At 69.0% G+C, this 24834-nt stretch carries 21 protein-coding genes and 2 pseudogenes; 10 read left to right on the top strand and 13 right to left on the bottom strand.

Features of this window, described 5'->3' with window-relative positions:
• Positions 1–635: 635 nt before the first annotated feature.
• On the bottom strand, positions 636–1085 hold the full coding sequence (locus B0I29_RS38215) for a DUF2625 family protein (RefSeq protein ID WP_245973102.1): 450 nt from the start codon (positions 1083–1085) through the stop codon (positions 636–638).
• Between the two features lie 125 nt (positions 1086–1210).
• On the opposite strand from B0I29_RS38215, the gene B0I29_RS46135 reads away from it, so the two are divergent.
• Positions 1211–1372, top strand: coding sequence for a hypothetical protein (locus tag B0I29_RS46135; RefSeq protein WP_181558190.1), 162 nt, complete (start codon positions 1211–1213; stop codon positions 1370–1372).
• Here the strand turns inward: B0I29_RS46135 and B0I29_RS38210 are convergent.
• A complete protein-coding gene (locus B0I29_RS38210; RefSeq protein WP_111654051.1) occupies positions 1354–2208 on the bottom strand; it encodes an aldo/keto reductase in 855 nt (284 codons plus the stop codon). The genes B0I29_RS46135 and B0I29_RS38210 overlap by 19 nt on opposite strands.
• 213 nt (positions 2209–2421) lie before the next feature.
• Complete coding sequence (locus B0I29_RS38205) at positions 2422–2799, bottom strand: hypothetical protein (protein ID WP_111654050.1); 378 nt, start codon at positions 2797–2799, stop codon at positions 2422–2424.
• Positions 2800–3182: 383 nt separating this feature from the next.
• Here B0I29_RS38205 and B0I29_RS38200 point away from each other — a divergent pair, with 383 nt between their 5' ends.
• The gene (locus B0I29_RS38200) at positions 3183–3407 is read left to right on the top strand and encodes a hypothetical protein (protein WP_111654049.1); all 225 of its coding nucleotides are present in this window, start codon (positions 3183–3185) and stop codon (positions 3405–3407) included.
• Positions 3408–4114: 707 nt separating this feature from the next.
• On the opposite strand, the gene B0I29_RS38195 is transcribed toward B0I29_RS38200, so the two are convergent.
• A complete protein-coding gene (locus tag B0I29_RS38195; RefSeq protein WP_111654048.1) occupies positions 4115–5095 on the bottom strand; it encodes a phosphotransferase family protein in 981 nt (326 codons plus the stop codon).
• 104 nt (positions 5096–5199) lie between these two features.
• Here B0I29_RS38195 and B0I29_RS38190 point away from each other — a divergent pair, with 104 nt between their 5' ends.
• Complete coding sequence (locus tag B0I29_RS38190; protein WP_146617037.1) at positions 5200–5757, top strand: hypothetical protein; 558 nt, start codon at positions 5200–5202, stop codon at positions 5755–5757.
• Between the two features lie 36 nt (positions 5758–5793).
• Here B0I29_RS38190 and B0I29_RS38185 read toward each other — a convergent pair whose 3' ends face one another.
• The gene (locus B0I29_RS38185; protein ID WP_111654046.1) at positions 5794–6417 is read right to left on the bottom strand and encodes a cysteine hydrolase family protein; all 624 of its coding nucleotides are present in this window, start codon (positions 6415–6417) and stop codon (positions 5794–5796) included.
• 87 nt (positions 6418–6504) lie between these two features.
• Between B0I29_RS38185 and B0I29_RS38180 the strand changes: the two genes are divergently transcribed.
• Positions 6505–7473 (top strand): GlxA family transcriptional regulator, encoded by a 969-nt coding sequence (locus B0I29_RS38180; protein WP_221402275.1) that lies wholly within the window; start codon positions 6505–6507, stop codon positions 7471–7473.
• 58 nt (positions 7474–7531) lie between these two features.
• Here the strand turns inward: B0I29_RS38180 and B0I29_RS38175 are convergent, their stop codons facing one another.
• The gene (locus B0I29_RS38175) at positions 7532–9160 is read right to left on the bottom strand and encodes a sensor domain-containing diguanylate cyclase (protein ID WP_111654044.1); all 1629 of its coding nucleotides are present in this window, start codon (positions 9158–9160) and stop codon (positions 7532–7534) included.
• A 64-nt stretch (positions 9161–9224) separates the two neighbouring features.
• Between B0I29_RS38175 and B0I29_RS38170 the strand changes: the two genes are divergently transcribed.
• Both B0I29_RS38170 and B0I29_RS38160 read left to right on the top strand, forming a co-directional pair.
• Positions 9225–9692, top strand: coding sequence for a peroxiredoxin (locus tag B0I29_RS38170; RefSeq protein ID WP_111654043.1), 468 nt, complete (start codon positions 9225–9227; stop codon positions 9690–9692).
• A gap of 434 nt (positions 9693–10126) precedes the next feature.
• On the top strand, positions 10127–11362 hold the full coding sequence (locus B0I29_RS38160; protein ID WP_111654041.1) for a L,D-transpeptidase: 1236 nt from the start codon (positions 10127–10129) through the stop codon (positions 11360–11362).
• A gap of 8 nt (positions 11363–11370) precedes the next feature.
• On the opposite strand, the gene B0I29_RS38155 is transcribed toward B0I29_RS38160, so the two are convergent.
• Entirely contained in the window at positions 11371–11886 is a 516-nt protein-coding gene (locus B0I29_RS38155) for a peptidase M23 (RefSeq protein ID WP_111654065.1), read from the bottom strand.
• 48 nt (positions 11887–11934) lie between these two features.
• On the opposite strand from B0I29_RS38155, the pseudogene B0I29_RS47895 reads away from it, so the two are divergent.
• Both B0I29_RS47895 and B0I29_RS47890 read left to right on the top strand, forming a co-directional pair.
• Positions 11935–12423 (top strand): annotated as a pseudogene (locus B0I29_RS47895) (DUF7134 domain-containing protein); the annotation flags it as partial.
• Between the two features lie 62 nt (positions 12424–12485).
• Positions 12486–13244 (top strand): annotated as a pseudogene (locus B0I29_RS47890) (lysostaphin resistance A-like protein); the annotation flags it as partial.
• Between the two features lie 39 nt (positions 13245–13283).
• Here the strand turns inward: B0I29_RS47890 and B0I29_RS46125 are convergent.
• The gene (locus B0I29_RS46125) at positions 13284–13553 is read right to left on the bottom strand and encodes a DUF2277 domain-containing protein (RefSeq protein ID WP_181558188.1); all 270 of its coding nucleotides are present in this window, start codon (positions 13551–13553) and stop codon (positions 13284–13286) included.
• Between the two features lie 101 nt (positions 13554–13654).
• On the opposite strand from B0I29_RS46125, the gene B0I29_RS47630 reads away from it, so the two are divergent.
• Positions 13655–15151, top strand: a complete 1497-nt coding sequence (locus B0I29_RS47630) for a GGDEF domain-containing protein (protein ID WP_111654039.1) — start codon at positions 13655–13657, stop codon at positions 15149–15151.
• On the opposite strand, the gene B0I29_RS38140 is transcribed toward B0I29_RS47630, so the two are convergent.
• Entirely contained in the window at positions 15138–16592 is a 1455-nt protein-coding gene (locus B0I29_RS38140) for a DUF6114 domain-containing protein (RefSeq protein WP_111654038.1), read from the bottom strand. The genes B0I29_RS47630 and B0I29_RS38140 overlap by 14 nt on opposite strands.
• Before the next feature lie 70 nt (positions 16593–16662).
• A complete protein-coding gene (locus B0I29_RS38135; protein ID WP_111654037.1) occupies positions 16663–17280 on the bottom strand; it encodes a DUF6230 family protein in 618 nt (205 codons plus the stop codon).
• Between the two features lie 380 nt (positions 17281–17660).
• Here B0I29_RS38135 and B0I29_RS38130 point away from each other — a divergent pair, with 380 nt between their 5' ends.
• Entirely contained in the window at positions 17661–19631 is a 1971-nt protein-coding gene (locus tag B0I29_RS38130) for an ATP-binding protein (RefSeq protein WP_111654036.1), read from the top strand.
• Positions 19632–20381: 750 nt separating this feature from the next.
• On the opposite strand, the gene B0I29_RS38125 is transcribed toward B0I29_RS38130, so the two are convergent.
• The 3 genes from B0I29_RS38125 to cydB are packed head-to-tail and all read right to left on the bottom strand — an operon-like array spanning position 20382 to position 24828.
• Positions 20382–22214 (bottom strand): amino acid ABC transporter ATP-binding/permease protein, encoded by a 1833-nt coding sequence (locus B0I29_RS38125; protein WP_111654035.1) that lies wholly within the window; start codon positions 22212–22214, stop codon positions 20382–20384.
• A complete protein-coding gene (cydD, locus tag B0I29_RS38120) occupies positions 22211–23836 on the bottom strand; it encodes a thiol reductant ABC exporter subunit CydD (RefSeq protein ID WP_111654034.1) in 1626 nt (541 codons plus the stop codon). Before cydD ends, B0I29_RS38125 begins: the two co-directional genes overlap by 4 nt.
• Positions 23833–24828: a cytochrome d ubiquinol oxidase subunit II gene (gene cydB, locus B0I29_RS38115; RefSeq protein ID WP_111654033.1), complete on the bottom strand. Its 996-nt coding sequence runs from the start codon at positions 24826–24828 to the stop codon at positions 23833–23835. The genes cydD and cydB overlap by 4 nt, the downstream gene beginning before the upstream one ends.
• Between the last annotated feature and the right edge of the window lie 6 nt (positions 24829–24834).

The raw sequence follows: 24834 nt of genomic DNA, 5'->3' as shown, positions 1-24834 counted from the left end.
GAGGCGGTACAGGAACACGGTATTCCCTTTCGATCAACTAGCAGCGACCCTAGTCGGCGGCGCCGAGGACAACGGTTCCGCCCGGCTCCCGGTCCGGGCCAGCGGCCAAGACCGGCGATTCTCGAAGCCGCCGCGACCGCACGGAATTCAATCTCCTATCCGCGAACATCCGGATTTGCCGGAGGTCGCGAGCTTCCTCGGCGTTACTCGAGGCGTCGACGCCATCGGGTCGACTGGGTCGAGACTGCTCGGGTCAGGCTCTCGACCTTGTCGTGGAGCTCTTCGATGAGTTCTTGAGGCTCTCTTCATCGCACGTATCACAGCCGCACGCCGGTAGCTGTCTCTCGTTCCTGGCCCAGCCTGACCAACAGACCCGGAGAGCTGGTCAAGGTGATCCGGAGGACGCCGACTCCCGGACGTGCAGGCTCGAGTTCACCATGCGGACCCGCCCGCTGGAACGGCTGGGATCGCTCACCGAGCCCTCGCGCCGGCTCACTGCGAAGTCCCGTGCGAGTTCTGCTATTAGCTGCAGGATCCGCATCATGCACGTAGCCGACGTTATAGCGGTGCGTTCGCTCCATGATCGAGCGTCCTCATCTGCCGCTCATCTCACGTCCGCCTCTGGCAGGCAGTCACTATGCGTACCATCGTGGCCATGAGCACGTAGCACGGTCATTCGGGACTATTCGTATCGCGGGATCCCAGTTGCCGTGCCGTTTCTTGGTGGTAGCTGGCGAGTTGGAGCAGCGGCGCGGGGACCCGAGTCGCGGTCGATAGGTCTTGTCCTTCTCGGCTCCAAGGTGGCGGGAAACGGTGATGCCTTGATCCGCCGGTAAGACTCCGACCTCGCCCTGCCATCCTGGCCATCGCAGGTTGTCGTAGAAGCGTGTCATTGACCCCGCCAGGACCGCGTACAGCCAGTCGGCATAGCCCTGTTCCAGATCCTCCCACTCGAGGCTGTCCGGGGCGAAGTAGTGCACCGTCGGCGCGGCACCCGGCTGACTCGGGATCCACGCGAACTGGCCCCCGAGGACGTCATACGCGACGATCAACCCGTGCAGTGCCGGATCGGCTTGAGCACTCACGTCCGGACGGCCCGCGGCGCCACTACCCAGAACCCGGAGCCAACCGTGGTCAGCGCAGTGTCAGCTCACCCGCACCGACGACTTGATCTGCTGATGTGAGTGCGGAGCGTGGCACATGTTTGCCCGTGCTCGATCCGCGAATCAGTCTGGTCGGAGGGGACGTCGGCATCGTCTCCTGGGGGTTGCGCCGGTGCGCCCGGTCGCCGGGGCGGTTCGACCAGACCCGGGCCAGTTACGACATGGTCGGCTGGCCCCGGGTCGGCGGTGGTCAGCTCTTGGCGCCGTAGTTCATGGTGTCCGGGTTCGCCCCCGTGCGGCCCTTGTCGCCGCGGTCGAGGGCGGTGATGCTGCCCATCGCGCCGCCGTCGAGCTCGAAATCGAAGATCTCGAAGTTCTCGCGGACCCGCTCGGCCGTCTTCGACTTCGGGAAGATGATGTCGCCGCGCTGGATGTGCCAGCGCAGGACGACCTGCGCCGGGCTCTTGCCCGTCTGACGGGCGATATCGATGATCACCGGGTCGGTGAGGACCTCGCCCTGAGCGATCGGGGAGTACGCCTCCGTCGCGATCTCGTTGTCGGTGTTGTACGCACGCAGGGCGTCATTGGTCAGGTACGGGTGCACTTCGATCTGGTTGACCGCCGGACGGACCTGGGTCTCGGCGCGTAGCCGGCCCAGGTGGCGCGGGGTGAAGTTCGAGACGCCGATCGAGCGGGCGCGGCCCTCGCGGTAGAACTCCTCGAGGGTGTTCCAGGTCTGCACGAAGTCACCGCCGTAGCTGGCCGGCATCGGCCAGTGAATCAAGAACAGGTCGACGTAGTCGGTGCCGAGCGCCTTGAGGGTGTCGTCGAACGCGCCGCGAGCGTCGTCGGGCTCGTGGAAGCCGTTGTTGAGCTTGCTGGTGATGAAGAACTCGCTGCGGTCCAGGCCGGAGTTGTTCACGGCCTCGCCGACGCCGGCCTCGTTGGCGTACATCTGGGCGGTATCGATGTGCCGGTAGCCGATCTCGATGGCCGTCTCGACGGCCGCGCGAGTCTCCTCCGGCGCCACCTGGAAGACGCCGAAACCGAGCTGCGGGATGGTACGGCCGTCGTTGAGCGAGATGGTCGGGATTGCGGAAGTCATGGTTCTCCTCGTGCTTGTCGGAGGTACCCGAACCCGCGCCATACCCGCTGAGCCGGCCGGTCCACCGGGTCGGCCGTGTGCGTCGCTGTGATCGGCGAGCCTCGGGGGATGGATACGCGTCGGGTACTGCTGGCGTGTACGTCGGCCGGATCCTGCTCCGGTCAGGACCAGGCGTTCTGTTGGCGTCGCGCCGCGGCGACCTCGGCTCCTGCGTCAGCCGCCGGGTCGCAGGGCGAGCATCGCGGTCTCGGCCGTGGTCAGGAGCCGAGCGAGTGTCCGGGCGTTCTCTTGGACGTCGGTCAGGGCGTGCATGGCGGCCGCGACGGTCCGGGCGTTCTGGTCGGTCGAGCCGGGTGCCCGGGTGAGATGCCCCGCGGCGACCTCGTCGTCGAGATAGCGCGTCAGCTGGGTTGCGGTCTGCTGCAGGTCCCCGGCCATCCGGCTCAGCGCGGCGAGTACGTCCTCGACGTCGCCGGTGCCGTCCAGACCCGGGTACCCGACCTCCGGCCCGGTCGCGTCGCTCAACAACCCGATCGATGTCGCTGCCACGGTCGCCAATGTGGGCGCGTCCTCATCGATCGGTGAACTCATATCGATCCTGTACCCAGAGACGGGACCGATATACGCCCCTGTGATTGCCGATGGCGCCGTCGCCGCATGCCTCCCTTCTCCGCACACCTCATGTGCCGCTGATCGCGGCTGTGGCGCAGGCCGGGCAACTGGTTCACGACCTGAGTGAACGGATCGAGAAACTGGCAGTCCGGATCTCTTCAAAGGCCACGGCCGAGGGCGATGGCGGGTAGTGATGTTCGCCGATTGATCGCGGCGTGCTTGAGGCTGCTGAGCGCCTCGTAGTCGTAGGCGCTTCAATGTTGCTTATCGTGCGGGTGAAATCGTGCAGTCGGCCTCGAGGGCTCCATGGTGCGACGGTATCGTCTGCAGCTGCATTACCGCTGGTCAGCTGTGGGTACGGTTTGCTGCCCCTCACGGACGTCGTCGAGCTCGGCTATCCGACCGTGCTGGTCAACCTGGGCGCGGTCGTGGTGATCGCGATCGTGGTCGGCACGATCCTGCGCCTGCTTGACCCCCGCCTGCCGGGGACCTCGACTGGTGCTCAAGACCCCGAGCTACCCGAGGTGCCGCAGCCTCGTTCCGGCGCGGAGGCCGGCGCTGACCAGGAAAGCAGCGCGGGCCGCTAGTTCGATAGTCGCGAACCGGTGCCGACGCTCGGAAGGCAGGGCGGCAAAGGCCTGGCTCGGCCCAAAAGCCTCGCTGGGCCCGAGGGCACAGGCGAACTTCGGCGCTACGCCCGCTGCGGATGTGGGTACTCCCACTGCGGCCCAGGTCAGGCAGTTTATGGCACGAGCCTCGGGTATTGGAGGACCACGCCAGCACCGGGCGGCGATCGGGTGCGCTGACAGCCAGCCAGCCAGCCAGCCAGCCAGCTAGCCGGATCAGGTCGCAGGGTGGATCAGGTCGCAGGGTGGATCAGGTCGCAGGGTGGATCAGGTCGCACATAACGCCACCGTGTGCCCGAGTCCACGCCCTGGCCGTGGTGAAGTCGCACAGACCGCAACCGTGTGACCCCAGCTACGCCACTCCGGGTTTGCGTGTGCTCCCGTCCACGCGTCACGTAGCTCCGAGCCCACGGTGGGGTTCACGGTCCTGGCCGGAATCCGCCCTCAGCCAGGACCGGGAAACAGCCAGGACCGGGGCAGCCAGGACCGGGAGACAGCTGTCTTGTCGAGCGGGATCCCTCGGATGCCGGACCGCGTCAGGGACCCGAGGCGAAGGCGTCGCAAGCGGACCGGGGCGGCTGCCGACCCCGACCAGTGGGACGGGGTGCCGGCTCCGGCCGGTGCCCGTGCCGTCGGGCTGTGCGGGCGCAGGTCGGTCCGGGTGATGCTCACGCGGCGCCGAACAGCGGCATGACCTCCTGCAGGCGTTCGCGGGCCCAGTCGTACTGCTCGGTGTCGGTGTGGCCGCGGTAGTTCGTCTCGATGATCATGATGAGGACCAGGTAGAGCGTGTAGAGCCGCCGTCGCCGGCGCTCGGTGCTGGTCAGTTCGCGGTGGCCGTATCCGCGTACAAAAGCTGTGGGGTCTCCGAACGCGGGCAGGTCGATGCCGGTGAAACCGGCCTCGATGAGGGGGTCGCCGTAGAAAGCGCGCTCATGGTCGATGATCGCGACGATCTTGCCGTCGCGGATCATGACGTTGCCGTCCCACAGATCCCACTCGACGAACCGGGGCTCGGTCACCTCGTCGAGGCAGTCCAGGTTGGCGGTGATCACGTCGCGGACCAGGGTGTAGGGGTAGCCGATGTCGACGGCGCGACGCTCCCCGTCGGTCAGCACGTCGCCGATCATGCGGGTGAAACAGGCCCGCCAGGTGGCGTCGCCGGGCCCGGAAAGAGAGCCGAAAGCGACGCCCCGGATGCTGTTGAGGTCGCGGTTGGCGGCGCCGAGCGCCTCGTGGTACGCATCGACGTCGGCCGTTGTCAGGCTCTCCTTGACGATGCCGAGGTTGTCCGCGTCGATGTACGGCATGAAGAAGTAATCCGCGTCGCAGAGCTCGCGACTGCGGTCGGCGTGATCGACCCGCGGCACCGGCACGCTCGTCTGATCCGCGATGAGCCGCAACGACGCCAGCTCGATCGCCATCGCGCCACGTTCGTAGGTCATCACCTCGATGTGCGGCGGCGGCGCGATCTTGAGCACGACCTCTGTGCCGTCCCGCAGCCGGATCCGGTACGCCACGTTGAACCAGCCGTGCCCCAGCTCCGACACCCAGTCGTCACCGGAGGGGAGCTGCGCAGGGCCGTACGCCCGGCCGATCATCGCGCGCAGCGTGTCCAGCGACTGCCGGTTCTTGGTGATGCTCTCCATCGGCGCCTCAACTCGTACGAATGCGAAGGGATGACCGTGTCGCACGCTACCTGCGAGAGCGTTCTCACCCCGAGTGCGAACCGGGACTGCGGTATAACACCGACGTGGCGGTTCGAATACGTTGTGCGATCTACCTCGGCCTGCTCAGGGCCATGCCGCTCTTCGAGGCGACGCGCTGCAAGGTCGCCGATGATGTCAGCCGCCTGCTCCAGATCGGTCCCGTGAAGCTGGACGACCGATGTGAACGCCAGGCGGTCCAGGACTCGGTCGACCGGCTCGTGCGGTACGGGGGCGACGAGGACGCCTTCGACGGCATGTTTCCGTACTACGTGCAGTCACGCGTGGTCGACGTGGCCGCCGCGATGGCGACTGACATGCCCAGTCCGGCAAGGAGTTGGCGACTGGCCGGCAGCTGGTTGGACGAGGTGTGGCAGAACGCGGACTTCGTGCTTGAGCGAGCGGAGTCCCGGCTCGCCGACGGGTTCGAGATGACTCTTGCCGACATGGAGTTGTGGTGGCAGGAAGCCGACGCCCGGTCCCTGCGCGGGGTACCGGACGTCGAGGCCGCCCTCGAGTCCCGGCTCGTGATCCTGCGGGCCGAACGCCGCTGGGCCACGCGACAGGCAATCGCCGGCGCGGTCGCGGAACTTGCCGGCTGGTGAGCGATCGCCGCGGGCCTGGCGCCCCGCGGCCCGGCTTCAGCTGAGCGGGCTGGTGGCGGAGGCGATCAGGTTGCTCTGCGGCAGGGGCTCGCCCGCGGTGACCGCGGCGGTCCACGTTGGGGTGTCGGCGACCGCGGCGAGGTTCGAGTGCAGCAGGGCCATCAGGGTCTCGTGGACCTGCTGGGCGGTGACGCTGCCGGCCTCGTTGGACAGGTTGATCGCGCCGGTGGCGTCGTTGAGCACCTCGACGGCGAAGCCGAGCGGCTCGGCCTCGGCGGCCGAGGCGAGCACGCAGTTGTTGGTCATGAAGCCGACCAGGGTCACCGTGTCGACGCCCTGCTCGCGCAGCCAGGCGGCGAGGCCGGTCTCGGCGAAGACGCTGGAATAGTTCTTCACGACGGGCTTCCACGAGTCGGTCACCAGCGCGGCGACGGCGTCGTGCAACTGCCAGCCGGTCGAGCCGGCGGCGAAGATCGGTGCGTCCGCCGGCGTCTCGTGCTGCACGACGACGACCGGCAGGCCCGCACGGCCGGCGGCCTCGGCCACCTCCAGGATGCGGGCCAGGGACTTGTCGCGCGGCGGGTACTCGATGCGCAGCGGACCGTCGAAGTACTCCTGCTGTACGTCGATGATCACCAGGGCGCGCTTCGGGGTGGTCATGGCCTGTCTCCTTGGTCGTCGATGCGGCAACTCTCACTCTCGGACGGCCGGGGCCGGTAGCGTGAGTGGCAGAGAAGCCGCCTACCGATGGAATCGAGACAAGCTGTGCGGATCGCGATCTTCGCCTTCGACGGGATGATCATGTTTCACCTGGCGACGCCGCTGCTGGTCTTCAACGAGGCAGCCGACCACCAGGCCTCAGAACAGGGGGCCGCCTGGCAGACCATCGTGTGGAGCAGAAACGGTGGACCGGTCACCACCGTCGAAGGAATACGGCTCAGCGAGCTGACCGGCGCCGGCGTCGTCGACGAGGCGGACATCCTGGTCATCCCGTCCTGGCCGGACAACCTGCCCGCCCCGGACGACGCGTTCGTCCAGCTCGTCCGCGGCGCGCACGCGCGCGGGACGGCCGTCGTCGGGCTCTGCCTCGGGGCGTACCCGGTCGTGGCCAGCGGCATCCTCGACGGGCGTACCGCCACCACGCACTGGGCCGCGACCCGGCGGCTCGCCGACGACCATCCGGCGGTGACGGTCGATCCGTCGGCGCTCTACATCGATCACGGGGACGTGCTGACCTCGGCCGGCACGGCGTCCGGGCTCGACGCCTGTCTGCACCTGGTCCGGGAACGGCTCGGCGCCGCCACCGCGACCACCGTCGCCCGGCACCTCGTCATCGCGCCGCACCGCGAGGGCGACCAGGCGCAGTACATCGAGACGCCGGTGCCGCCGGTCGACGACACCGATCCGATCGGGCGGGCCACCGCCTGGGCCCTGGCCGACCTGCGCCGGCCGCTGCACGTCGAGCAGCTCGCCGAACAGGCCCGGATGAGCCCGCGTAACTTCTCCCGGCACTTCCGGCGGATGACCGGCACGACCCCGGCGCACTGGCTGCTGTCCCGTCGCCTCGACCGGGCGCGGACCCTGCTGGAGACCACGGCGCTGCCGGTCGAGCAGGTCGCCGCCGAGTCCGGGTTCGCCAGCGTGGTGACGTTCCGGCAGCGGTTCGCCGCGGCCTACGCGACGACACCCAGTTCCTACCGCCGCCGGTTCGCCTGAAGCACCCGCCCGGGACAAAGCCGAAGAGCGGAGCCAAAAGCGGATCCGAACGAACCGTTCACCCCGCCACAGGGGTCAGGTCGAGCGCCCGTGAACCGCTGCGGCTCCGCTTCATCGCGTACATGGCGGCGTCGGCCTGCGCCAGCAGCTCGTCCGGGTTTCCGCCGCCGTACGCGGACCAGGCGACACCCAGGCTGGCTTGCGGCACCAGGGTGCCGCCGTCGACCTGAACCCGGGCCGCGCTCAGTGCCGCGAGCAGATCGGCCCCGATCCGCTCGGCGGACTCCCGGCCACCGATGTCCCGGCAGACGGCCACGAACTCGTCGCCGCCGATCCGGCCCACGACGGCGCCGGACGGCACCGAGCCGCGCAGGCTGGTCGCCACCTGGCTCAGCAGCAGATCACCCGCGGCGTGCCCGTACCGATCGTTGATGGGTTTGAAGGAATTGAGGTCGAGGAAGATCACGGCGGTGCCGGCGTGCCGGTCCGGGGTGGTCAGCGCGTCCTGGAGGGCGGCCACCGTCGCTGCCCGGTTGTGGCAGCCGGTCAGCGCGTCGAAGGTTGCCTGGCGCCACAGCGTCTCGCGCAGCGACGCCTCCTCGGTGACGTCGGCCAGGCAGACGATCGCTCCCGTCACGGTTCCGGAGTCGTCGGCGAGCGCCCGCAGGTTGGCCCGGATCCGGCGGTTCCCCGCGCCCGGCTCCCGATGCCCGTACTCGAGATCGGTGTCCTGGCCGGTCAGCACCCCGGCCAGCGCCCGCTCGACCACCGGGCGGTCCACCGGTTCGGTCGCCTCCAGCACGGCCTGCGACAGCACGTCGCCGACCTGGGCTTTCACCTGGCGGGCGGCGCGTTCGTTGAGGAACGTGATCCGGCCTTCGTGGGTGACCTGCAGGATGGACAGCGGAATGGTCTCGGTGAGCCGCCGCATGAGCTGCTCGGCGGCGCGGACCGCCTCCTGCGCCGCCATCTCGTCGGAGATGTCCAGCATCTCGGCGACCACGCGCGGATCGCCGGGGTCGGCGAGGTAGTTGTGGTTGGTCACCTCGAACCACACGGTGTGCCCGTCCCGGTGCAGGTGACGCAGCCGGACCCGCCGCGCCGAGCCGTGCGGGGTGCCCAGCATGTCCATCCAGCTGGCGATGGCCCGCTGCTGATCACCGGGATGCACGAGTTCGAGGGTGCGCTGCCCGACGAGCTCGGCCGGGGTCCAGCCGAGCAGCGGGCCGATCTCGGCGCCGACCTCGGTGACCACCGAGACCTGGTTCTTGATCATCGTGACCAGGCGGGGCCGGACGACTTCCGGCAGCAGCGTCAGATCCGCGGAGAGGCCCGATCCGTTGATGATGGCGATGTGGACGCCGTACCGGTGCGTGGCGTCGACGAAGTGCATCCGCACCCGGCAGTCCGGTGCGGCCTTCAGGTGGACCAGGCAGCTCGCCACGCCCTCGGCGACGACCCGGGACCAGGCGTCGATGACCAGCCGCTGATCGTCGTCGACGATCAGGCCGAGCATGGAGGACGCACCCTCGATCGGGCGCAGACCGGTTTCGGTGACTTCCCGGGGCATCGGGGCGAACATCCCGTTCGACCCGATCGCCGCGATGAAGGCGTCCGGATACTTCGCCACCAGGGCTGCGAGTACGGCGTCCCGGTCACCGGGTTTCATCAACTGCTTGTCGGTCACAGGGCACTACATCGGCGGCCCTGCCGTGACCTGAGAATTTCCGGAGCCGACGTACCCTGATCGGGTGAGTATCGGTAAAGGTGACATCGCGCCCGACTTCGCACTTCAAGACCAGGACGGCACGCCGCGGCGGCTGACCGAGCTCCTCGCGGACGGTCCCGTCGTGCTCTTCTTCTATCCCGGAGCGATGACCAAGGGCTGCACCGCGGAGGCCTGCCACTTCCGTGACCTGGGTGCGGAGTACACCGCGGCCGGCGTGCAGCGGGTCGGCATCAGCAAGGACCCGGTCGACAAGCAGAAGCTCTTCGCCGAGACCTACACCTTCGACTATCCGCTGCTGTCCGACCCGGACTCGGCGACCATCATCGCGTACGGCGTAAAGCGCAAGCTGGCCCTCGGCCCGCTGAGCACCAAGCGGATGACGTTCGTGATCGGCACGGACCAGAAGATCCTCGACGTGATCCACAGCGAGCTGGACATGAACCAGCACGCGGCAGAGGCGCTGACCGTGGCGGTCGCCGCGAAGGCATAGACGGCTGCACGGCAAGGCGTCGATGGTCTTCACCGGTGACAGGTGCGCCTTGTCGTCCTCCTGCTCCTGGCGGCGCTGCTGCCAGGAGCGCCCGCCCCGGATCCCGCTCAGCCTCGACCGCGCCGGCAACCGCCCAGCGGGAAACCCCGGCGGTGATTTCGCGAGCGGTCACGACAAGCGCCAGTGTGCCGACGATGAATATGTGGCCGGTATCGCGTACGCAGAGAGATTTATGTCATCGCGCACCCCGGATGCCCGGTTCTGCAGGCGTTTGCCCTGACCGGAGGGTCTACCGCAGATGATCGAATTCTGTCAGGATGACCCTCCGCCAAAACTTGATTGACTCGGCAGGCAACGTTTTCGAGCCTTGTTCGCGTCTTGTCTCATGTATGGCCACGGATGGCGCGGACCGGGACCCCTCGATTGTGAGAGCAATGATTCGGCGACGTAAAGTGATCATCGGCGCGGTTGGTGTTGCCGCTGCGGCCACCGCGGCGGGCTGTTCCTCCTCCGGCAAGGCCAGCGGTGCCGGCGGCACCACCTGGGTCGAGCCGGTGGCGAACATCGAGCCACCGATCGTGCCCGTTGCGTTCAGCGTGACGCCGGCGACCGGCGACAAGGACGTGTCCCCGCTGACGCCGATCGTCGTCACCGCCGCGAACGGCACGTTGCAGACGGTCACCGTCACCTCGGGCAAGACGAAGATCGAGGGCGAGATCCAGTCCGACGGGACCTGGAAGTCGACAGGTGAGCTCGCGTACGGCAAGAAGTACAAGGTGACCGCCACAGCCGCGGACAGTGCCGGTACGACGAGCTCCGAGGACGCCACGTTCAGCACGCTGAAGCCGGCGGCCGTCGCGAAGGTGACCTTCCAGGCCAACGGGATGCTGGCCCTCAAGGACGGCAGCACCTACGGCGCCGGGCAGCCGGTGATCGTGGCGTTCAGCAAGGCCGTCAATAAGAAGGCCGCCGAGAAGGCCATCGAGATCACCACCTCGCCGAAGGTCGAGGGCAAGTTCTACTGGAAAGACGACCAGACCGTGCACTGGCGCCCGGCGAAGTACTGGGCCGCCGGTTCGACGATCAAGGTGAGCGTCAACGCGTTCGGCGTGAAGCTCGGCAAGACGACGTACGGCGCGAAGAACTCGTCGACCAGCTTCAAGATCGGCCGGCAGCTGATCGCGATCAGCGACAACCGGACGCACATGACGAAGGTCTACATCGACGGCAAGCTGGTCCGCACGATGAAGAGCAGCCTCGGCAAGGGCGGCGGCACCACCGGCGCGAACGGCCAGAAGATCAGCTACTGGACGGCCGGCGGCCCGCACGTGGTGCTCGGCAAGAAGCGCAAGCACACGATGAGCTCGGCGAGTTACGGCGTCACCGACAAGGACGACCCGAACTACTACGTCTCCGAGAACATCGAGTTCTGCACCCGGATCAGCTACTCCGGCGAGTACCTGCACGCCGCTCCGTGGAACGGCTCGCTGGGCCGGGCGAACCTGTCGCACGGGTGCATCAACCTGAGCACCGCCGACGCCAAGTGGGTCTACAACAACTTCCGGGTCGGCGACATCGTCGACGTCAAGAACACCCCGCGCGAGCTGCCGATCTGGAACGGCCTCGGCGACTGGACGGTCTCGTTCGACAAGTACGGCCGGGACGCCTGAAAGGACACCTAGACCGAACAGGCCGCGGCCGGCGCCTTCAGCGCCGTGACCAGTTTCGTCGCCGAAGAGGTGTGCTTCGCGTACGCCTCCGGGAACGCCGAGATCTGCACGGCCTGGGCGGCCTCGGTCAGCCTCATGTCCGGCCAGCCGTCGATGGTGAGCAGCTTGTCGTAGAACTTCTGGGTCTGGTACGCCGGATCGCGAAGCTGCTTGGGCGTACCCCAGCCCTGGCTCGGACGCTGCTGGAACAGTCCGATGGAGTCCCGGTCACCGCCGCGCAGGTTGCGCAGCCGGGACTCCTGCAGTGCGGTGGCGACCGCGATCACGATGCCCTGCTCCGGCACGCCGCGCTGGTTGCCGATGGTGACGATGACCCGCGCGTTGGCGACCTGCTCGCCGGACCACTTCTCCAGGGACACCGCCGATGCCGCGGGGGCCGGCACGCAGGACGCGTCGGCGCGCAACAACGGGCTGAGCAGAAAGCCGACGAGGGCGGCGACGGCAAGGACGAACAACGCGCGCACGACTACAGAGGCCTTTCGGGCGAGGTACCGGTCGATCAACGTCGATAGTTGATCAGGGCCGGTCCGCGATCAAGAAGGGGCCGAACGATCAAGAAATATTGGCGGAACGATGTCGCCGTCGCGGTTCTTCTGATCGCCGCCGCGTTCGTCCCCGGCATCGCGGAGCTCGGCCTCGTGATCGGCGAACTCCAGCTGCGCGACGCCGATCGCCTCAGCCTCGCCCTGCTGTTCCAGGCCGCCGCTCTGGTCATCCGCCGCCGATGGCCGGCCCTCCGCCTGGCGATCACCGGCGCCGCGTTCAGCGCTTACCAGATCGGCGGTTACCCGCCGACGGTGGCCTGCCTCGCGCTATTGGTCGCGCTCTACAGCGTGGGTACGCACCAGCAAAGCCGCAGGCGCACCGTGGCGATCATCGCGACCCTCTCCTACGCCGCGCTCGCGCTGACCCTGCACGCGAACGGCTCCACCGAGCGGCTGATCGACTACCTCACCTTCTTCGCCGTGCTCGCGGCCTGCTGGGGCGCCGGATCCTGGGTGCGCGCCCGGCAGGCCGAGGAGGCGCGGAAACGCCGGGAGAGCGTCAGCGCGGCCTCACCGGCCTGGGGGAGCGTGTCACCATCTTCGGCGGAACCCTCCAGGCAGGCGGCACGCCATCGATCCTCTCGCTCACGCTGGGTGCCGCTGCCGCGATCTTCACCATCCTTCGGTACGCGTGGACAGCGCGCCGCATCGAGAAACGTGAACCCTCCGATGTGCCCCGCGCGGGGTGGTTCCGGGCGACCGCTCGGGGAACGCTCGCCGGCATCGGGCTGTTCGTCGCGACCGTGCTGCCCATCGCGGTGTTCGGCGGGTTCCGGATCACCGGGTGGGGCTCGTTCGGCGGGATGCTGGCCATTTTCGGTCTGATGGTGGCGGTCGCGACGGTCGAGGAGGTGCTGTTCCGGGGCATCCTGTTCCACGTCGTCGAGCAGCGCACCGGTACGTGGATCGCCCTGGCCGTCTCCGCCACGCTGTTCGGCCTGCTGCACCTGGTGAACGACCCGGCCGCGATCGGTGGCGCCCTCGCGATCATCGCGGCCGGCTTGATGACGGCGGCGGCCTATGTCGCGACCCGTGCCCTGTGGCTGCCGATCGGCCTGCACCTCGGGTGGAACTTCGCCGAGGGCGGCATCTTCGGGGTCGAAGTGTCCGGTTCGGACAACAGCGCGCAGGGATTGCTGCGAGGCGTGTTCGACGGACCGGCCCTGCTGACCGGTGGCGGCTTCGGGCCGGAGGCGAGCGTGTTCGCGGTCCTGGCCTGCCTGGTCACGACCTGGTATTTGCTGCGGCTGGCCCGGAGCAGGGGCAATATCCGCCCCCGCCGGCCCATTTGCTCAGCGCGGGATGAAGCGGCTCACTCAGGACGCGTAACGCTTCTCCGCGCGCTCCCGTGCCTTCGCGGCCTCGACCTCGCGGTCCTTCGGCGGCGCGTTGGTGACCAGGCCCGCGAGCAGCTCGGCGGTGGCGGCCATGACGGCTGCCACCGCGGCGTCGAAGACCTCCTGGTTGGCCTGCGAGGGCTTGGTGGATCCGGCGATCTTCCGGACATATTGCAGCGCCGCCGCCTGGATCTCATCGGGCGTCGCGGGCGGCTCGAAGTTGTGTAGCTGGTGGATGCTCCGGCACACGTCGTAAGCCTTTCGTCTCGGTGCGTGGTTTGTGGGCTGATCAACAACCCAGGTCCATGTAATACTCAGCCCTCTTCGGATCTCCGCAACACGGGGTGGGCATGCGACTGCGCATTGCGTTGCTGGCGAGCCTCGCGCTCGCGACCATCATGCAGCTTCTACACCCGATCCTGCCCGATACGGCGGGATTCGCTCTCTCTGATGTCATCATCGCGCTGGCCAGTGGCTACGCCGCCTTCAACTATCGGGACCGGGCCAGGGACACCAGCAACCCGCCGCGCATCCAGCTCGCGTTCGGATTCGGCGCCTCGGCCTGCGTGGCCTGGTCCACCTCGAACGCGCTGTTCTTCATCGACGTGCTCGGGGCCGGCTGGGCGGGTGTTCCAGCGGTGGTGCTCTCCACGCTCGCCGCGGTGCTCGTACCCATCGCCATGGTCCTCGCCGGGCCGCGCCTGCGCGGCATCGCCGCCGCCCGGCAGGTGATCGACGTGGCAGCGGTCTCCGGTGCCTTCTTCGCGCTGGTCCGTGAGTTCATGCCGGTGGGTGAGTCGCAGCAGGTCGCGGGGGCCGAGGACGCCTTCGCCGGGTACGCCATGACGATCGTCGTGGTGCTCGGATTCGGCGCGGCCGTCGCGCTGGTGACCCTGGCCGCCTCGGAGCCCGGCCGGCAGGCCAGCGCGCAGCAGCTGCTCGCCTTCGCGGCGCTGGTCCAGGCGATCACCCTGCTGGTCTCGCTGCGCAACGGTGTCGCCGGCGAGCCGTGGTGGGACAACGGTGTCGGTGCCGGCTACGTCCTCGGCGCCCTGGTGATGGCGGCCTCCAGCAAACTGGCGGTCTCCCGGCCCGGCACCGACGGGGTGGAACAGCTGATCTTCAGTCCGTGGGCGCTGCTGCCGTACATCCCGGTCGCCACCGCGGTCGGTGTCGCCGCCGGCCGCCAGATGACCGACGGCGAGCTCAGCCCGATCCTGGTCTGGCTGCTGCTGAGCAGCTTCTCCCTGGTCCTGCTGCGTCAGTTCCTGACCCTGGTGACGGTCGGCCGGCTCACCGTGGCACTGGAACAGCAGCGGACGGCCCTCGCGCACCAGGCCCACCACGATCCGCTCACCGGTTTGCTGAACCGATCGGAGTTCGACACCCGGGCCGCCACGCGGCTCACGGCCGGATATATGGAAGCCTGTGCCATCGTCATCGACCTGGACGGCTTCAAGCCGGTCAACGACACGCTCGGGCACGCGGCCGGCGACGACGTTCTGGTCACCGTCGCCAACCGGCTCAGGGCGGAGCTGCGCGGCGCCGACCTGATCTGCCGGGCCGGCGGTGACGAGTTCGCGATCCTGCTGATCGACGCGGGCCCCCGCGCCGCGGTGCTGGCCGACCGGCTGCTGCGCCGGATCGCCCAGCCGATGATGGTCCAGGGCCATCACGTGAAGGTCGGCGGCAGCCTCGGCGTCGCGGTGACCCGGCGCGGCGAGCGCGTCGGCATCAGCGCGCTGCTGCGCAACGCCGACTCCGCGATGTACGCCGCCAAGGCCGCCGGCAAGGGCACCGTTCGCCGCCACGAGAACGGGGAGTGGCCGGCGCCTATACCTCGGTGATGCTGATCGGCTTCGCGGTCAGGACGTCACACCGCACGTACGCGAGGTCGATCGTCACGTCGGTGAACCAGAGGACCGGCAGGGTCAGCGGCGGCGGCTGCTCCGGGGTGAACGTCACCGGGATCAGCCCGAACAGCTTGCCGGTGAACTTGGGGGAGTAGAACTCGACGTTCCCGTCGGTGGTCAGCTCGCCGCTCGTGATCAGCGTGGTGGCGCCGTTCGGCTCGGCGATCTCCAGGCTGAACGGCTTGTTCACGGCCTTGTCCATGCTGAAGAAGAGCGACGTGATCGGCCCGTTCGCGGTCGGGACGTCGACGACGCCCTCGTAGGTCGAGTCGTACATCGTCAGCGACTTGGTCTTGAGTATGCCGGGCTTCACGCCGGCGCGCGGGATGCCGTCCGCGTCGGCGACCAGGCCTTCCTGCCGGGCGCCGAGGCAGGCGATCTCCTCGGGTTTCGTGCTCGGTTTCTCGCTCGGTTCGGCTTTCACGGGAGGCTTCGTGCTTTTTGTGGGTGCGGGCGCTGTCGTCTCCGGGGCCGTTGTCGTCTCCGGGGCCGTTGACGCGCTCGGCTCCGGGGAGGGTGCGGCGTCCGGGTTGAAGATGTCGTTCAGGCCGTCGTTGATGTCCTCGATGACGTCGCCGATCCCGTCCAGGATCGGAATCCCGGTGCCCTCGTCCTCTTCGTCGCTGGTGCCGGCTTCCGCGCTTTCACTGGCCGACGGGGCCGGCTTGGATGTGGGCGCCTTGCTGGCGCTCGGGCTCTTCGACGGCTTCGCCTTGGTCAGGGTGCGGGACGGCGACGGGGTGGCGGTCCGCGACGGCAAACCCTCGGGGCACCGCGGCGCCGCGCCGGCCGGCAGGTTGCCGCCGGCAGCGACCGCGGCCACGACCGAGGTGGCGAGCAGCAGCGGTGCGATCACGATCGTCAGCTTGCGGTGCATCGGCCGGTGCAGGGGGTCGCGTTCCTCGATGCCCGGCACGATCGTGGCGTCGCTGACCACCGGGATCTCGGCGGTCGGCGGGCCGCTGTCCTTCACCGGGGGTGCCGTGTCCTCCTGTGCTGTTTCGGCGGGTGCGGGCGCCGGGGGCTGGCTCCACGCGATGACGAGCGCGCCGCCGACGATGCCGAGGATCATCCCGGCGAACCAGCCGCCGAGGTTCAGCCCGATGAACGAGTAGAGCGCGGTCAGCGTGCCGATCACGCCGTAGAACAGTCGCTGCGCCGGGCTGAACCAGACCAGCACGCCGCTGACCAGCATCAGCACCGGGATGAGGTAGGACAGGAATCCCTGCGGGCCGATATGGATCTCGATGTTGTCGAGCGCCATGTTCGCGCTCAGGAACATCTCCAGCCCCGACAGGATCAGGAACAACCCACCCCAGAACGGCCGGCCGCGCCGCCACTCACGAAACCGGATCCAGAAGCTCTGCGCCGCCACACGTTCCTCCGCGCTCGTGCCAAGGGGAGGGCTCGCGGAGCACGCTCCGCGAGCCCGGACAACGGGAAGATCAGTCCTCGTAGAAACACTCGTGCTCGCCGCCGACGTGGAGCTTGAGGCTCATGCCGTTCAGCGTGAAGGTCGAGGCCGAGGTGTAGTACGCCTGCTGGCGCAGGTTGGCGATGGTGACGGTCTTGGCCTGCTGGCCGAAACCGCCGGGTGCGCCCTTCGCCTCGTCCTGTGCCCGGTCCAGCGTTCCGGCGTCCAGGCCGATCTGCATCTCGGTGAACGTGGCGTCGCCACCCAGGGACGACATGCCGATGAGCAGGTCGTTGGCCTTGACCGGGTGATCGGGGTCGTTGCCGGCCTCGATCCGCAGGGTGATCGGGCCGACGGCCACGGACTGGCAGAGATCGTTCAGCGTGGCGCGTTCGATGCCCGACATCGCGGCCGGTACTTTCCCGTCCTTGGTCTCGAGCTCACCGCTGTACTGGGTGAAGCCGGTACCCACCAGCTTGCTGGCGGACAGCTTGAACTGTTCGCCGGCGATGGTGAAGTTCGCGGCGAGAGCGCCCTCGGCGAGGGCGAGGACCAGGCCACCGGCGACGACCGCCGGCACACCGACCGCGACGGCGAACCGGCGCCAGTTGGTACGCCCGTACGCCGGTGCGCTTTGCGCATCCTTCACGGAACCTCCTTGTGACGGCTGCGGCCACCGTGAGGGACAGCAGGTTCACAGCGAACCCTGTCGATGTCGGGGCCGTAATGTGCCGGAAATGTTGCCGCTGCGGCCCGCCGACTACAAGGGCCCTGGCTACCAGTCAGTAACCCAGATCACTTTGATCAACATCACGCACAGTGAGGTCCGCCACCGCCCTGTCCGATATTTCCGACAAAACGTCCGAGTGTGCCAAGTTACCCGTTACCCCGGGTACGCAAGACCTCGATTATCACGACTTGATAACGAAGCTGTACGGTTGCTGAGCATCTTTGATGTGGCCCACGACTTAGGTAGTGGCACCCTCCTGCCGATCTGAGGGACATGAACGCCCGCGCGGAGCGCCGCCGATGAGCGTGCAGCGACGCCTCAACCTGGGCTTCGCCGCCCTGTTTCTGCTCTTCGTGACGTTTCTCGTGGTCCAGCTCGTGGTCGGCGGCCGGGTTCGGTCCGACCATGACGACGCTGCCGCCCGGATCGTCGCGGCCCGGTTCGCCAACGACCGGGTCCTGCAGCAGATGACAAACGCCGAGACCGGCGTGCGCGGCTTCCAGCTCACCGGCGATCGTTCATTCCTCGAACCGTACGAAACGGGCCGCAGCGCCGCGATCGCCGCTCTCGACGAGGTGGCCGAGGGCACCCGCGACCTGGAGGTACGCCAGATCCTCGGCCAGGAGAGCGCCGTGGTGCACGCGTGGCTGGAGGAGTACGCCGCCCCGATCGTCACCAGCACCGGCGGGCCGGTCGCCGATTCCGCCGCGGCGGAGGATGTGGTCGGCCAGGGCAAGCGGATGTTCGACGAGTTGCGACTGGTCAACGAGGCCGTGGGGCAGGCGATCGACGCCGAGATGCGCGGCGAGGACAACGACCGGGCGAGCGCGTTGCGAGCCGTCGAGATCGGCACCGCGCTGCTGCTCCTGGCGATCCTGGCCGTGGCGTACGCGGTGGCGCGTACCGGGCGCCGCCAGCTGCTCGTGCCGCTCGGCCTGCTCGGCGGCACGATCCGCCGGCTGGCACAGGGCGACCGGACGGCTCGGGCGCAGGCGGCCGGAGCCGAGGAGCTGCGCAGCGTCGTCGACGCCCTCAACGACCTGGCCTCACAGACCGAGGATCTCCTCGCCGCGGAGAAGGCCCGGGCCGCCCGGGCCGGCCTGCGCCAGGCGGTCGCCGCCGAACTCCAGGACCTGCGGGCGCCGGACGCGGCGGTGCACCGCATCGCCGAGCTGATCGGCGCGGCGGTCGGGATCAGAGCGGGTTCGTTCGGGGCGGGCACCGGCACGGTGCACTGCGAACTCGCCATCCCCGGTACGGGCTCGGTCGAGGTCGACTGGCCCGCCGGGACGGGGGAACTGCCCGAAGACCTGATCCACACCCTGCTGGCCGGCGGTCCCGGCAAGATGGTGATCTTCGACGACGGCGCACTCGGGGTGACGATCGGTGGTGATGCGGACTGTGAGCCAGGATTCCTGCGCGTCCGGCGTACCGAAGCGCAGGCCTGGACCGACGCTGAGCGTCGGCTTCTCGCTGGGGTTGCCGGTGCGATCGAGCGGGCGCTGCGGCAGCTGACGCTGCAGTACCGGCAGGCGCGGCTGATCACCGAACTGCGGATGCTGGACCACCGTAAGGACGTCTTCATCCAGACCGTCACGCACGAGTTGCGGACGCCGCTGACCAGCATTCTCGGGTACACCGAGATGCTCACCGAGGAGTCGGGTGAGCTGTCGCCGTTGCAGAAGCGGTCGCTCAGCGCGATCATGCGCAACGCCCACCGGCTGCACGAGACGATCGCCGACCTGGTCCTGCTGGACCGCCCGGAAGCCGGCAGCGAGGTCAGCTCCGAGCCGCTGGATCTCGGCGAGCTGGCGACTACGGTGCGCACCGAACTGGAGAACGCGGCCCGCGCGAAGGAACTCTCCGTGACGTTCGACGCGGACGAGTGCTGGGTGCTCGGCGACCGGATCCAGCTGCAGCGGGCGCTGCGCAAGCTGATGGAGAACGCCATCAAGTTCACGCCGTCCGGGGGGAGCGTGCGCTGCTCGCTGAGCGCGGACGAGCGGAGCGTGTCGGTGGCGGTCACCGACACCGGAATCGGGATCCCGGCCGAGGACGTGCCGGGTCTGTTCACGCCGTTCCACCGGGCCGGGAATGCGGTGGATCAGGCGGTGCAGGGGCCGGGGCTGGGCCTGGCGATCGTCCGCGACATCGTGAGCGATCACGGGGGCACGATCACGGTGCAGTCGGTGGTGGGCCGGGGCAGTACGTTCACGCTGACGTTGCCGGTGGTCCCGGCTCCAGTCCCGGAGTCCGTCCCGGTCGGCTGACCTCAGGTCGCCTGGCTCGTGTTGTGTCGTCTGGCCTGCGCTGTGTCGCCTGGCCCGCGTTGTGTCGCCTGGTTCGCATCTTTTCGCCTGGTTCGCGTTGTTGTGTCTGGCTGGCGTTGTGTCGTCTGGCTCGCGGATCTTGTGAGTTTGTGGTCAGCACGGCGGCACAGACTCACAAGATCTGCGAGGGCTGACCGCTCCGGGCGAGGCTGGCCCACGCTGTTGCCGGCCGGCACATTCGTCTGTCATTGCGCTCGGCGATCATGGCAAGTTCTGGAGCCCGTTCTGCTGTTCACGGTCCGGGTCGGCCATATCCGTCACAAGCGGTGAGGAGACCGCGGGGAACCGCCGTATTTGTGGAATCCTGCTGGGGCTAGAGCACCAGCAGGATTCCACAAATACGCCTCGACCAGCAGGCGGCCTCGCTGATCCGTAACGGTGCGTGACGAGGGTGCCCGGCACCGCGTGCGACCCCCGGAACCTGACCTGGACCAAGGCGGGCAGGGGCGGTCAGCGCACGCGCAAGCGTTCTGCGTCTGCTGACCGCCCCGCGCCAGCCGTTGTGCGTGCGTCCACCGCTCCGCGCCAGCCTTTGAGCGCGCGCTGGCCGCTCCGCACCAGTCTTTGTTCGCGCTCTGGCCGCGACAAGCCGTCGTGTGTGTTCGGCCGCGCGGCCGGCCCCGCCCGCGTCGGTGTTGTGCGTGCGTCCACCGGCACGCGCCGACGCTGTGTGCGCTCGCCGCCGGTACGTCAGGTCGCCGGCCGCAGGTGGACCACGTCCAGGCCGGTCAGGTCGTCGGTTCGGTGGGTGATCAGGAGGACGGTGCGGTCGCCGGCCGCCGTGAGCAGGTCCCGGGTGAGGGCGGCCGCGGTCTCGTCGTCGAGATGTTCGGTGGGTTCGTCGAAGATCAGTACCCGGGCGTCGGTGAGCAGCAACCGGGCCAGGGCGAGCCGTCGCCGCTGGCCGCCGGAGAGGGACATGCCGTGTTCGCCGACCAGGGTCCGCAGCCCGTCCGGCAGCGTCTCGACCCAGTCCAGCAGCCGGGCCGAACGAAGCGCCGCCCGGAGTTCCGCCTCGGTGGCGCCGGGCCGTGCGATGCGCAGGTTGTCGCCGATCGTGGTGTCGAAGAGGTACGCGTCCTCGGGCAGGTATCCGACGATCTGCCGTACCCGATCGGCGGGAATGTTCCGTGCGTCGACCCCGTCGAGAGTGACCCGGCCTTCGCGTGGGTCGAGGAAGCGCACGAGCAACGCCGCGACGGTGCTCTTCCCGGAGCCGCTGGGCCCGACGAGGGCGACCCGGGCTCCCGGCCGCAACACGAGATCGACGTCCCGGACCGCCGTCCGCTCGGCAACCCACCCCGCCGTCACGCCGTCGACCCGAACCTCAGGCACCACCGTGTCGACTTCGGGCGCGCTCCGCACCCCAACTCGACACACACCCGGGTTTCCGCCGGCCCGTGTCGAGCCGAGGTCCGCCCCGCACCCGAATTCGACACGCGGAGACGAAGTCACACCGTGTGCCCCTGTCACCGGGGACGGCGTCACACCGTGGGCTCCCGTCACCCGGGACGGCGGCACACCGTGTGCCTCCGTCACCCGAGATGGCGTCTCACCGTGGGCTTCCGTCAACGGGTCCGGGGTCTCCCACACCTCGCGCAGCCGCCCCACCGACGCCCGGGCCGACGCGAACACCTGGGCCGCCACCGGCAACGGGCCCGCCACCTCGAAAACCGCCAGCGGCGTCAGCACCACCACAGCGAGCAACTCACCCGGCAACTCCCCCGCCCGCACCGCGGCAGCACCCGCCACCAGCCCCACCACCACGCAGAAACCGCTGCTCAGCGCGGTGACCGCCGCCGACGTCCCGGCTACGAACGCCGATCGCCGGCCGGCACCCGTCAACCGCCCGTCCACTACAGCGATGCGATCGAGGCGCGAGCCCACCGCCCCGTACAAACTCAGATCCGGAAGCCCGTGCAGCAGATCGACCACCTCGGTGGTGAGCTCGCCGCGCAGCGGCGCGAGGCGTCCGTCGGCACGCCGCGTCGCGGCACGTTGCAGCAGGGGCACGCCGATCGCGACCGTCAGCAGCCCGGCCGCGAGTGTCATCCCGGCCACCGGCACGAGCGCGCCGACCACCAGCACGGACGCGAGCCCGGCGACGAGCGCCACCGCGTAGGGCAGCACCACCCGGGTGATCAGGTCGAGCACGGCGTCGACGTCGGAGGCGAGCCGCTGGGCCAGGTCGGCGCGGCGGAAGTCGGCGAGTCCGGCGGGCGCGAGCCGTTCCAGACGTGTGTAGAGCCGCACCCGCACGTCACCGAGGATCCGGAACGCGGCGTCGTGCCCGATCAGCCGTTCCAGATAGCGCAACACACCCCGGCTCAGCCCGCACGCGCGCACCGCGACGATCGCCACCATGAGGTGCAGAACCGGCGGGTGCAGCGCGGCCCGCGAGATCAGCCAGGCCGAGCACGCGGTCAGCGCGATCGCGGCGCTGGCAGCGCCGGCTCCGGCCAGCAGCGCGAGACCCAGGCGACCCGCCGCGGGCCTAATTATTTGGTACGCACTAAGCGTCATGAAACACCAGCCGTGACAAACGAGCCGGAGAGACGGATCTCCCGGTCCGCGAGAGCGATCAGTTCCGGACGGTGGGCGGCGATCAGCACGGTCCGTCCCCGGGCCAGCCGCCGGATCGCGTCCATCACCTCGGCGGCGGTGCCGGCGTCCAGATTGGCAGTGGGTTCGTCGAGCAGCACGATCGGCGCGTCCCGCAGGAACGCCCGCGCCAGGGCGATCCGCTGCCGCTGCCCCGCCGAGAGCCCGGTCCCCGAGTCCCCGAGCAGGGTGTCGTATCCATCCGGCAGCTCCCGGATGAACCCGTCAGCCCCGGCCAGCCGCGCCGCGGCCTCGACATCACCGGACCGGTCGAGCGCGATGTTCGCGTACACAGAGGAAGCGAAAAGGTGCGGTCGCTGCGGGACCCACGCGATCTGGCAGCGCCAAGCTGCCAGATCAAAATCAGACATCGGTACGCCTCCGACAAGCACCCGCCCCGACGAGGGCGTCACGAAACCGAGCAGGACATTGAGCGCGGTCGACTTACCGCACCCGGACGCTCCGGTGAGGGCGACCACCGTCCCCGGCTCGATCGTCGTGGTCAATCGCAGCGCGGGCTCGGACCGGCCGGCAAACCGCACCTCGACGTCCTCAAAGAGGATCTCCCCAGCAGGCGGCGAGGCAGATCGGGAAACCGGCAGCGGCGTCTCCAGCACCGCGAAGACCTCGGCGGCGGCGGCCAGGCCTTCGGCGCTCGCGTGATAGTTGGCGCCGACCTCACGCAGCGGCCGGTACGCCTCCGGCGCCAGGATCAGCACCATCAGCGCGGTCGCGAGATCAAGGTTGCCGGAGACCAGCCGCAGGCCGATGCCGACCGCGACGAGGGCGACCGACAGAGTGGCGAGCAGTTCCAGGACCAGCGACGACAGGAACGCGGTGCGCAGCGTCCGCATGGTCTGCTCGCGCTGCTCGTCGCTGATCCGCCTGATGATGCCGGCCTGCGCGCGGGCCCGGCCGAAGAGTTTGAGCGTCGGCAGGCCGGCGATCACGTCGAGGAAGTGGTGGGAGAGGCGGGCGAGCAGCCGGAACTGGCGGCGGTTCCGCTCCTCGGTGTGCAGGCCGACCAGCGCCATGAAGAGCGGGATCAGCGGCAGCGTGACCGCGATCGTGACCGTGGCGATCAGGTCGGCGGGCAGCAGCCGGACCAGCAGGATGCCGGGAACCAGCACCGCGAGGACGAGCTGCGGCAGATAGCGGGCGAAGTACGCGTCGAGCGCGTCCAGCCCGTGCCCGGCGAGAGCGGCCACCTCGCCGGCCGGCCGGCGATGCGACGGGCCGAGCGCCGCGAGGTGGGCCAGGAGGCGGCGGCGGAGTTCGCTCTTGACCGAGGCGGCGGAGCGGGCGGCCGCCACCTCCTGAAGCCACGCGACCATCGCCCGGGCGGCGACGACCGCGATGAGCGGCAGGACGCCGGCGACTGCCAGCGAGTCGCCGTCGAGGAACACCGCGGTGATCGCGTTCGCCAGCAGGACCGCCTGGGCGATCAGCAGCGCGGCCTGCGCGGCGCCGAGAACAACGGTGGCCGCCAGATAGACCCGGGTGGCACGGGCGTATGTCAGCAGGCGCGGGTCGAGCGGCTTCATGAGGGGATGTCGCTCAGGGTGAGGCGCTTGCGGAAGACCCAGTACGTCCACCCCTGATAGATCAGCACGATCGGGGTGAAGCACACCGCCACCCACGTCATCACCCTCAGCGTGTACGGGGTGGACGACGCGTTCGTCACGGTGAGACTCCACGCCGGGTCGAGCGTCGACGGCATCACGTTCGGGAACAGCGTGACGAACAGCGCCGCCACCGCGAACAGGATGGTCGCGGCGGTGGCGACGAACGCCCAGCCCTCCCGCCGGGCGCGGGTCGTCAGCACCGCGCCGACCAGGGCCAGCGCCGCGAGGACGGACAGCGCGACACCCCAGCCGTCCTTATGGGTGAGGCCGGTCCAGATCAGGAACGACGCGGCCACCGGCACCGCCACGAGCGACAGCCGGGCGGCGAGACGGCCGGCCTGCTCGCGCATCGGGCCGTCGGTCTTGAGTGCCAGGAAGACCGCGCCGTGCAGGGTGAACAGCGACAGCGTCGTCAGGCCGCCGAGCAGGGCGTACGGGTTGAGCAGGTGGAAAAATCCGCCGACGTATTCGTGCCGCGCGTCGATCGGGACACCGCGCAGGATGTTGCCGAACGCGACACCCCAGAGGATCGCCGGGACCAGGCTGCCCCAGAAGATCACCAGGTCCCAGCGCCTCTTCCAGGACGCTTCCGGGCGCTTGCCGCGGTATTCGAAGGCGAGACCGCGAACGATCAGCGCGACCAGGATGATCAGCAGGGGCAGGAAGAAGCCGGAGAAGAGAGTGGCGTACCACTCGGGGAAGGCGGCGAACGTGGCGCCGCCGGCGACCAGGACCCACACCTCGTTGGCGTCCCAGACCGGGCCGATGGTGTTAATGGCGAGCCGGCGTGACCGGTCGTCCTTGCCGACGACCGGCAGCAGGATGCCGACGCCGAAGTCGAAGCCTTCGAGGAGGAAGTAACCGGCCCAGAGGACGCCGATCAGCATGAACCAGACGGTGGTGAGTTCCATTGTCGT

Origin of the sequence: Actinoplanes lutulentus (genome assembly GCF_003259845.1) — a bacterium.
In the GTDB taxonomy this organism is placed as follows: domain Bacteria; phylum Actinomycetota; class Actinomycetes; order Mycobacteriales; family Micromonosporaceae; genus Actinoplanes; species Actinoplanes lutulentus.
The sequence above is the reverse complement of the archived record's forward strand: the minus strand, read 5'-3'. Positions and strand labels throughout refer to the sequence as shown.

Excerpts from the sequence above, each read along its gene's own strand:
- B0I29_RS38210 (WP_111654051.1), bottom strand. The coding sequence starts at position 2,208 with ATGACTTCCGCAATCCCGACCATCTCGCTCAACGACGGCCGTACCATC.
- B0I29_RS38205 (WP_111654050.1), bottom strand. The coding sequence starts at position 2,799 with ATGAGTTCACCGATCGATGAGGACGCGCCCACATTGGCGACCGTGGCA.
- B0I29_RS38195 (WP_111654048.1), bottom strand. The coding sequence starts at position 5,095 with ATGGAGAGCATCACCAAGAACCGGCAGTCGCTGGACACGCTGCGCGCG.
- B0I29_RS38185 (WP_111654046.1), bottom strand. The coding sequence starts at position 6,417 with ATGACCACCCCGAAGCGCGCCCTGGTGATCATCGACGTACAGCAGGAG.
- B0I29_RS38180 (WP_221402275.1), top strand. The coding sequence starts at position 6,505 with ATGGAATCGAGACAAGCTGTGCGGATCGCGATCTTCGCCTTCGACGGG.
- B0I29_RS38160 (WP_111654041.1), top strand. The coding sequence starts at position 10,127 with ATGATTCGGCGACGTAAAGTGATCATCGGCGCGGTTGGTGTTGCCGCT.
- B0I29_RS47630 (WP_111654039.1), top strand. The coding sequence starts at position 13,655 with ATGCGACTGCGCATTGCGTTGCTGGCGAGCCTCGCGCTCGCGACCATC.
- B0I29_RS38130 (WP_111654036.1), top strand. The coding sequence starts at position 17,661 with ATGAGCGTGCAGCGACGCCTCAACCTGGGCTTCGCCGCCCTGTTTCTG.
- B0I29_RS38125 (WP_111654035.1), bottom strand. The coding sequence starts at position 22,214 with ATGACGCTTAGTGCGTACCAAATAATTAGGCCCGCGGCGGGTCGCCTG.
- cydD (WP_111654034.1), bottom strand. The coding sequence starts at position 23,836 with ATGAAGCCGCTCGACCCGCGCCTGCTGACATACGCCCGTGCCACCCGG.
- cydB (WP_111654033.1), bottom strand. The coding sequence starts at position 24,828 with ATGGAACTCACCACCGTCTGGTTCATGCTGATCGGCGTCCTCTGGGCC.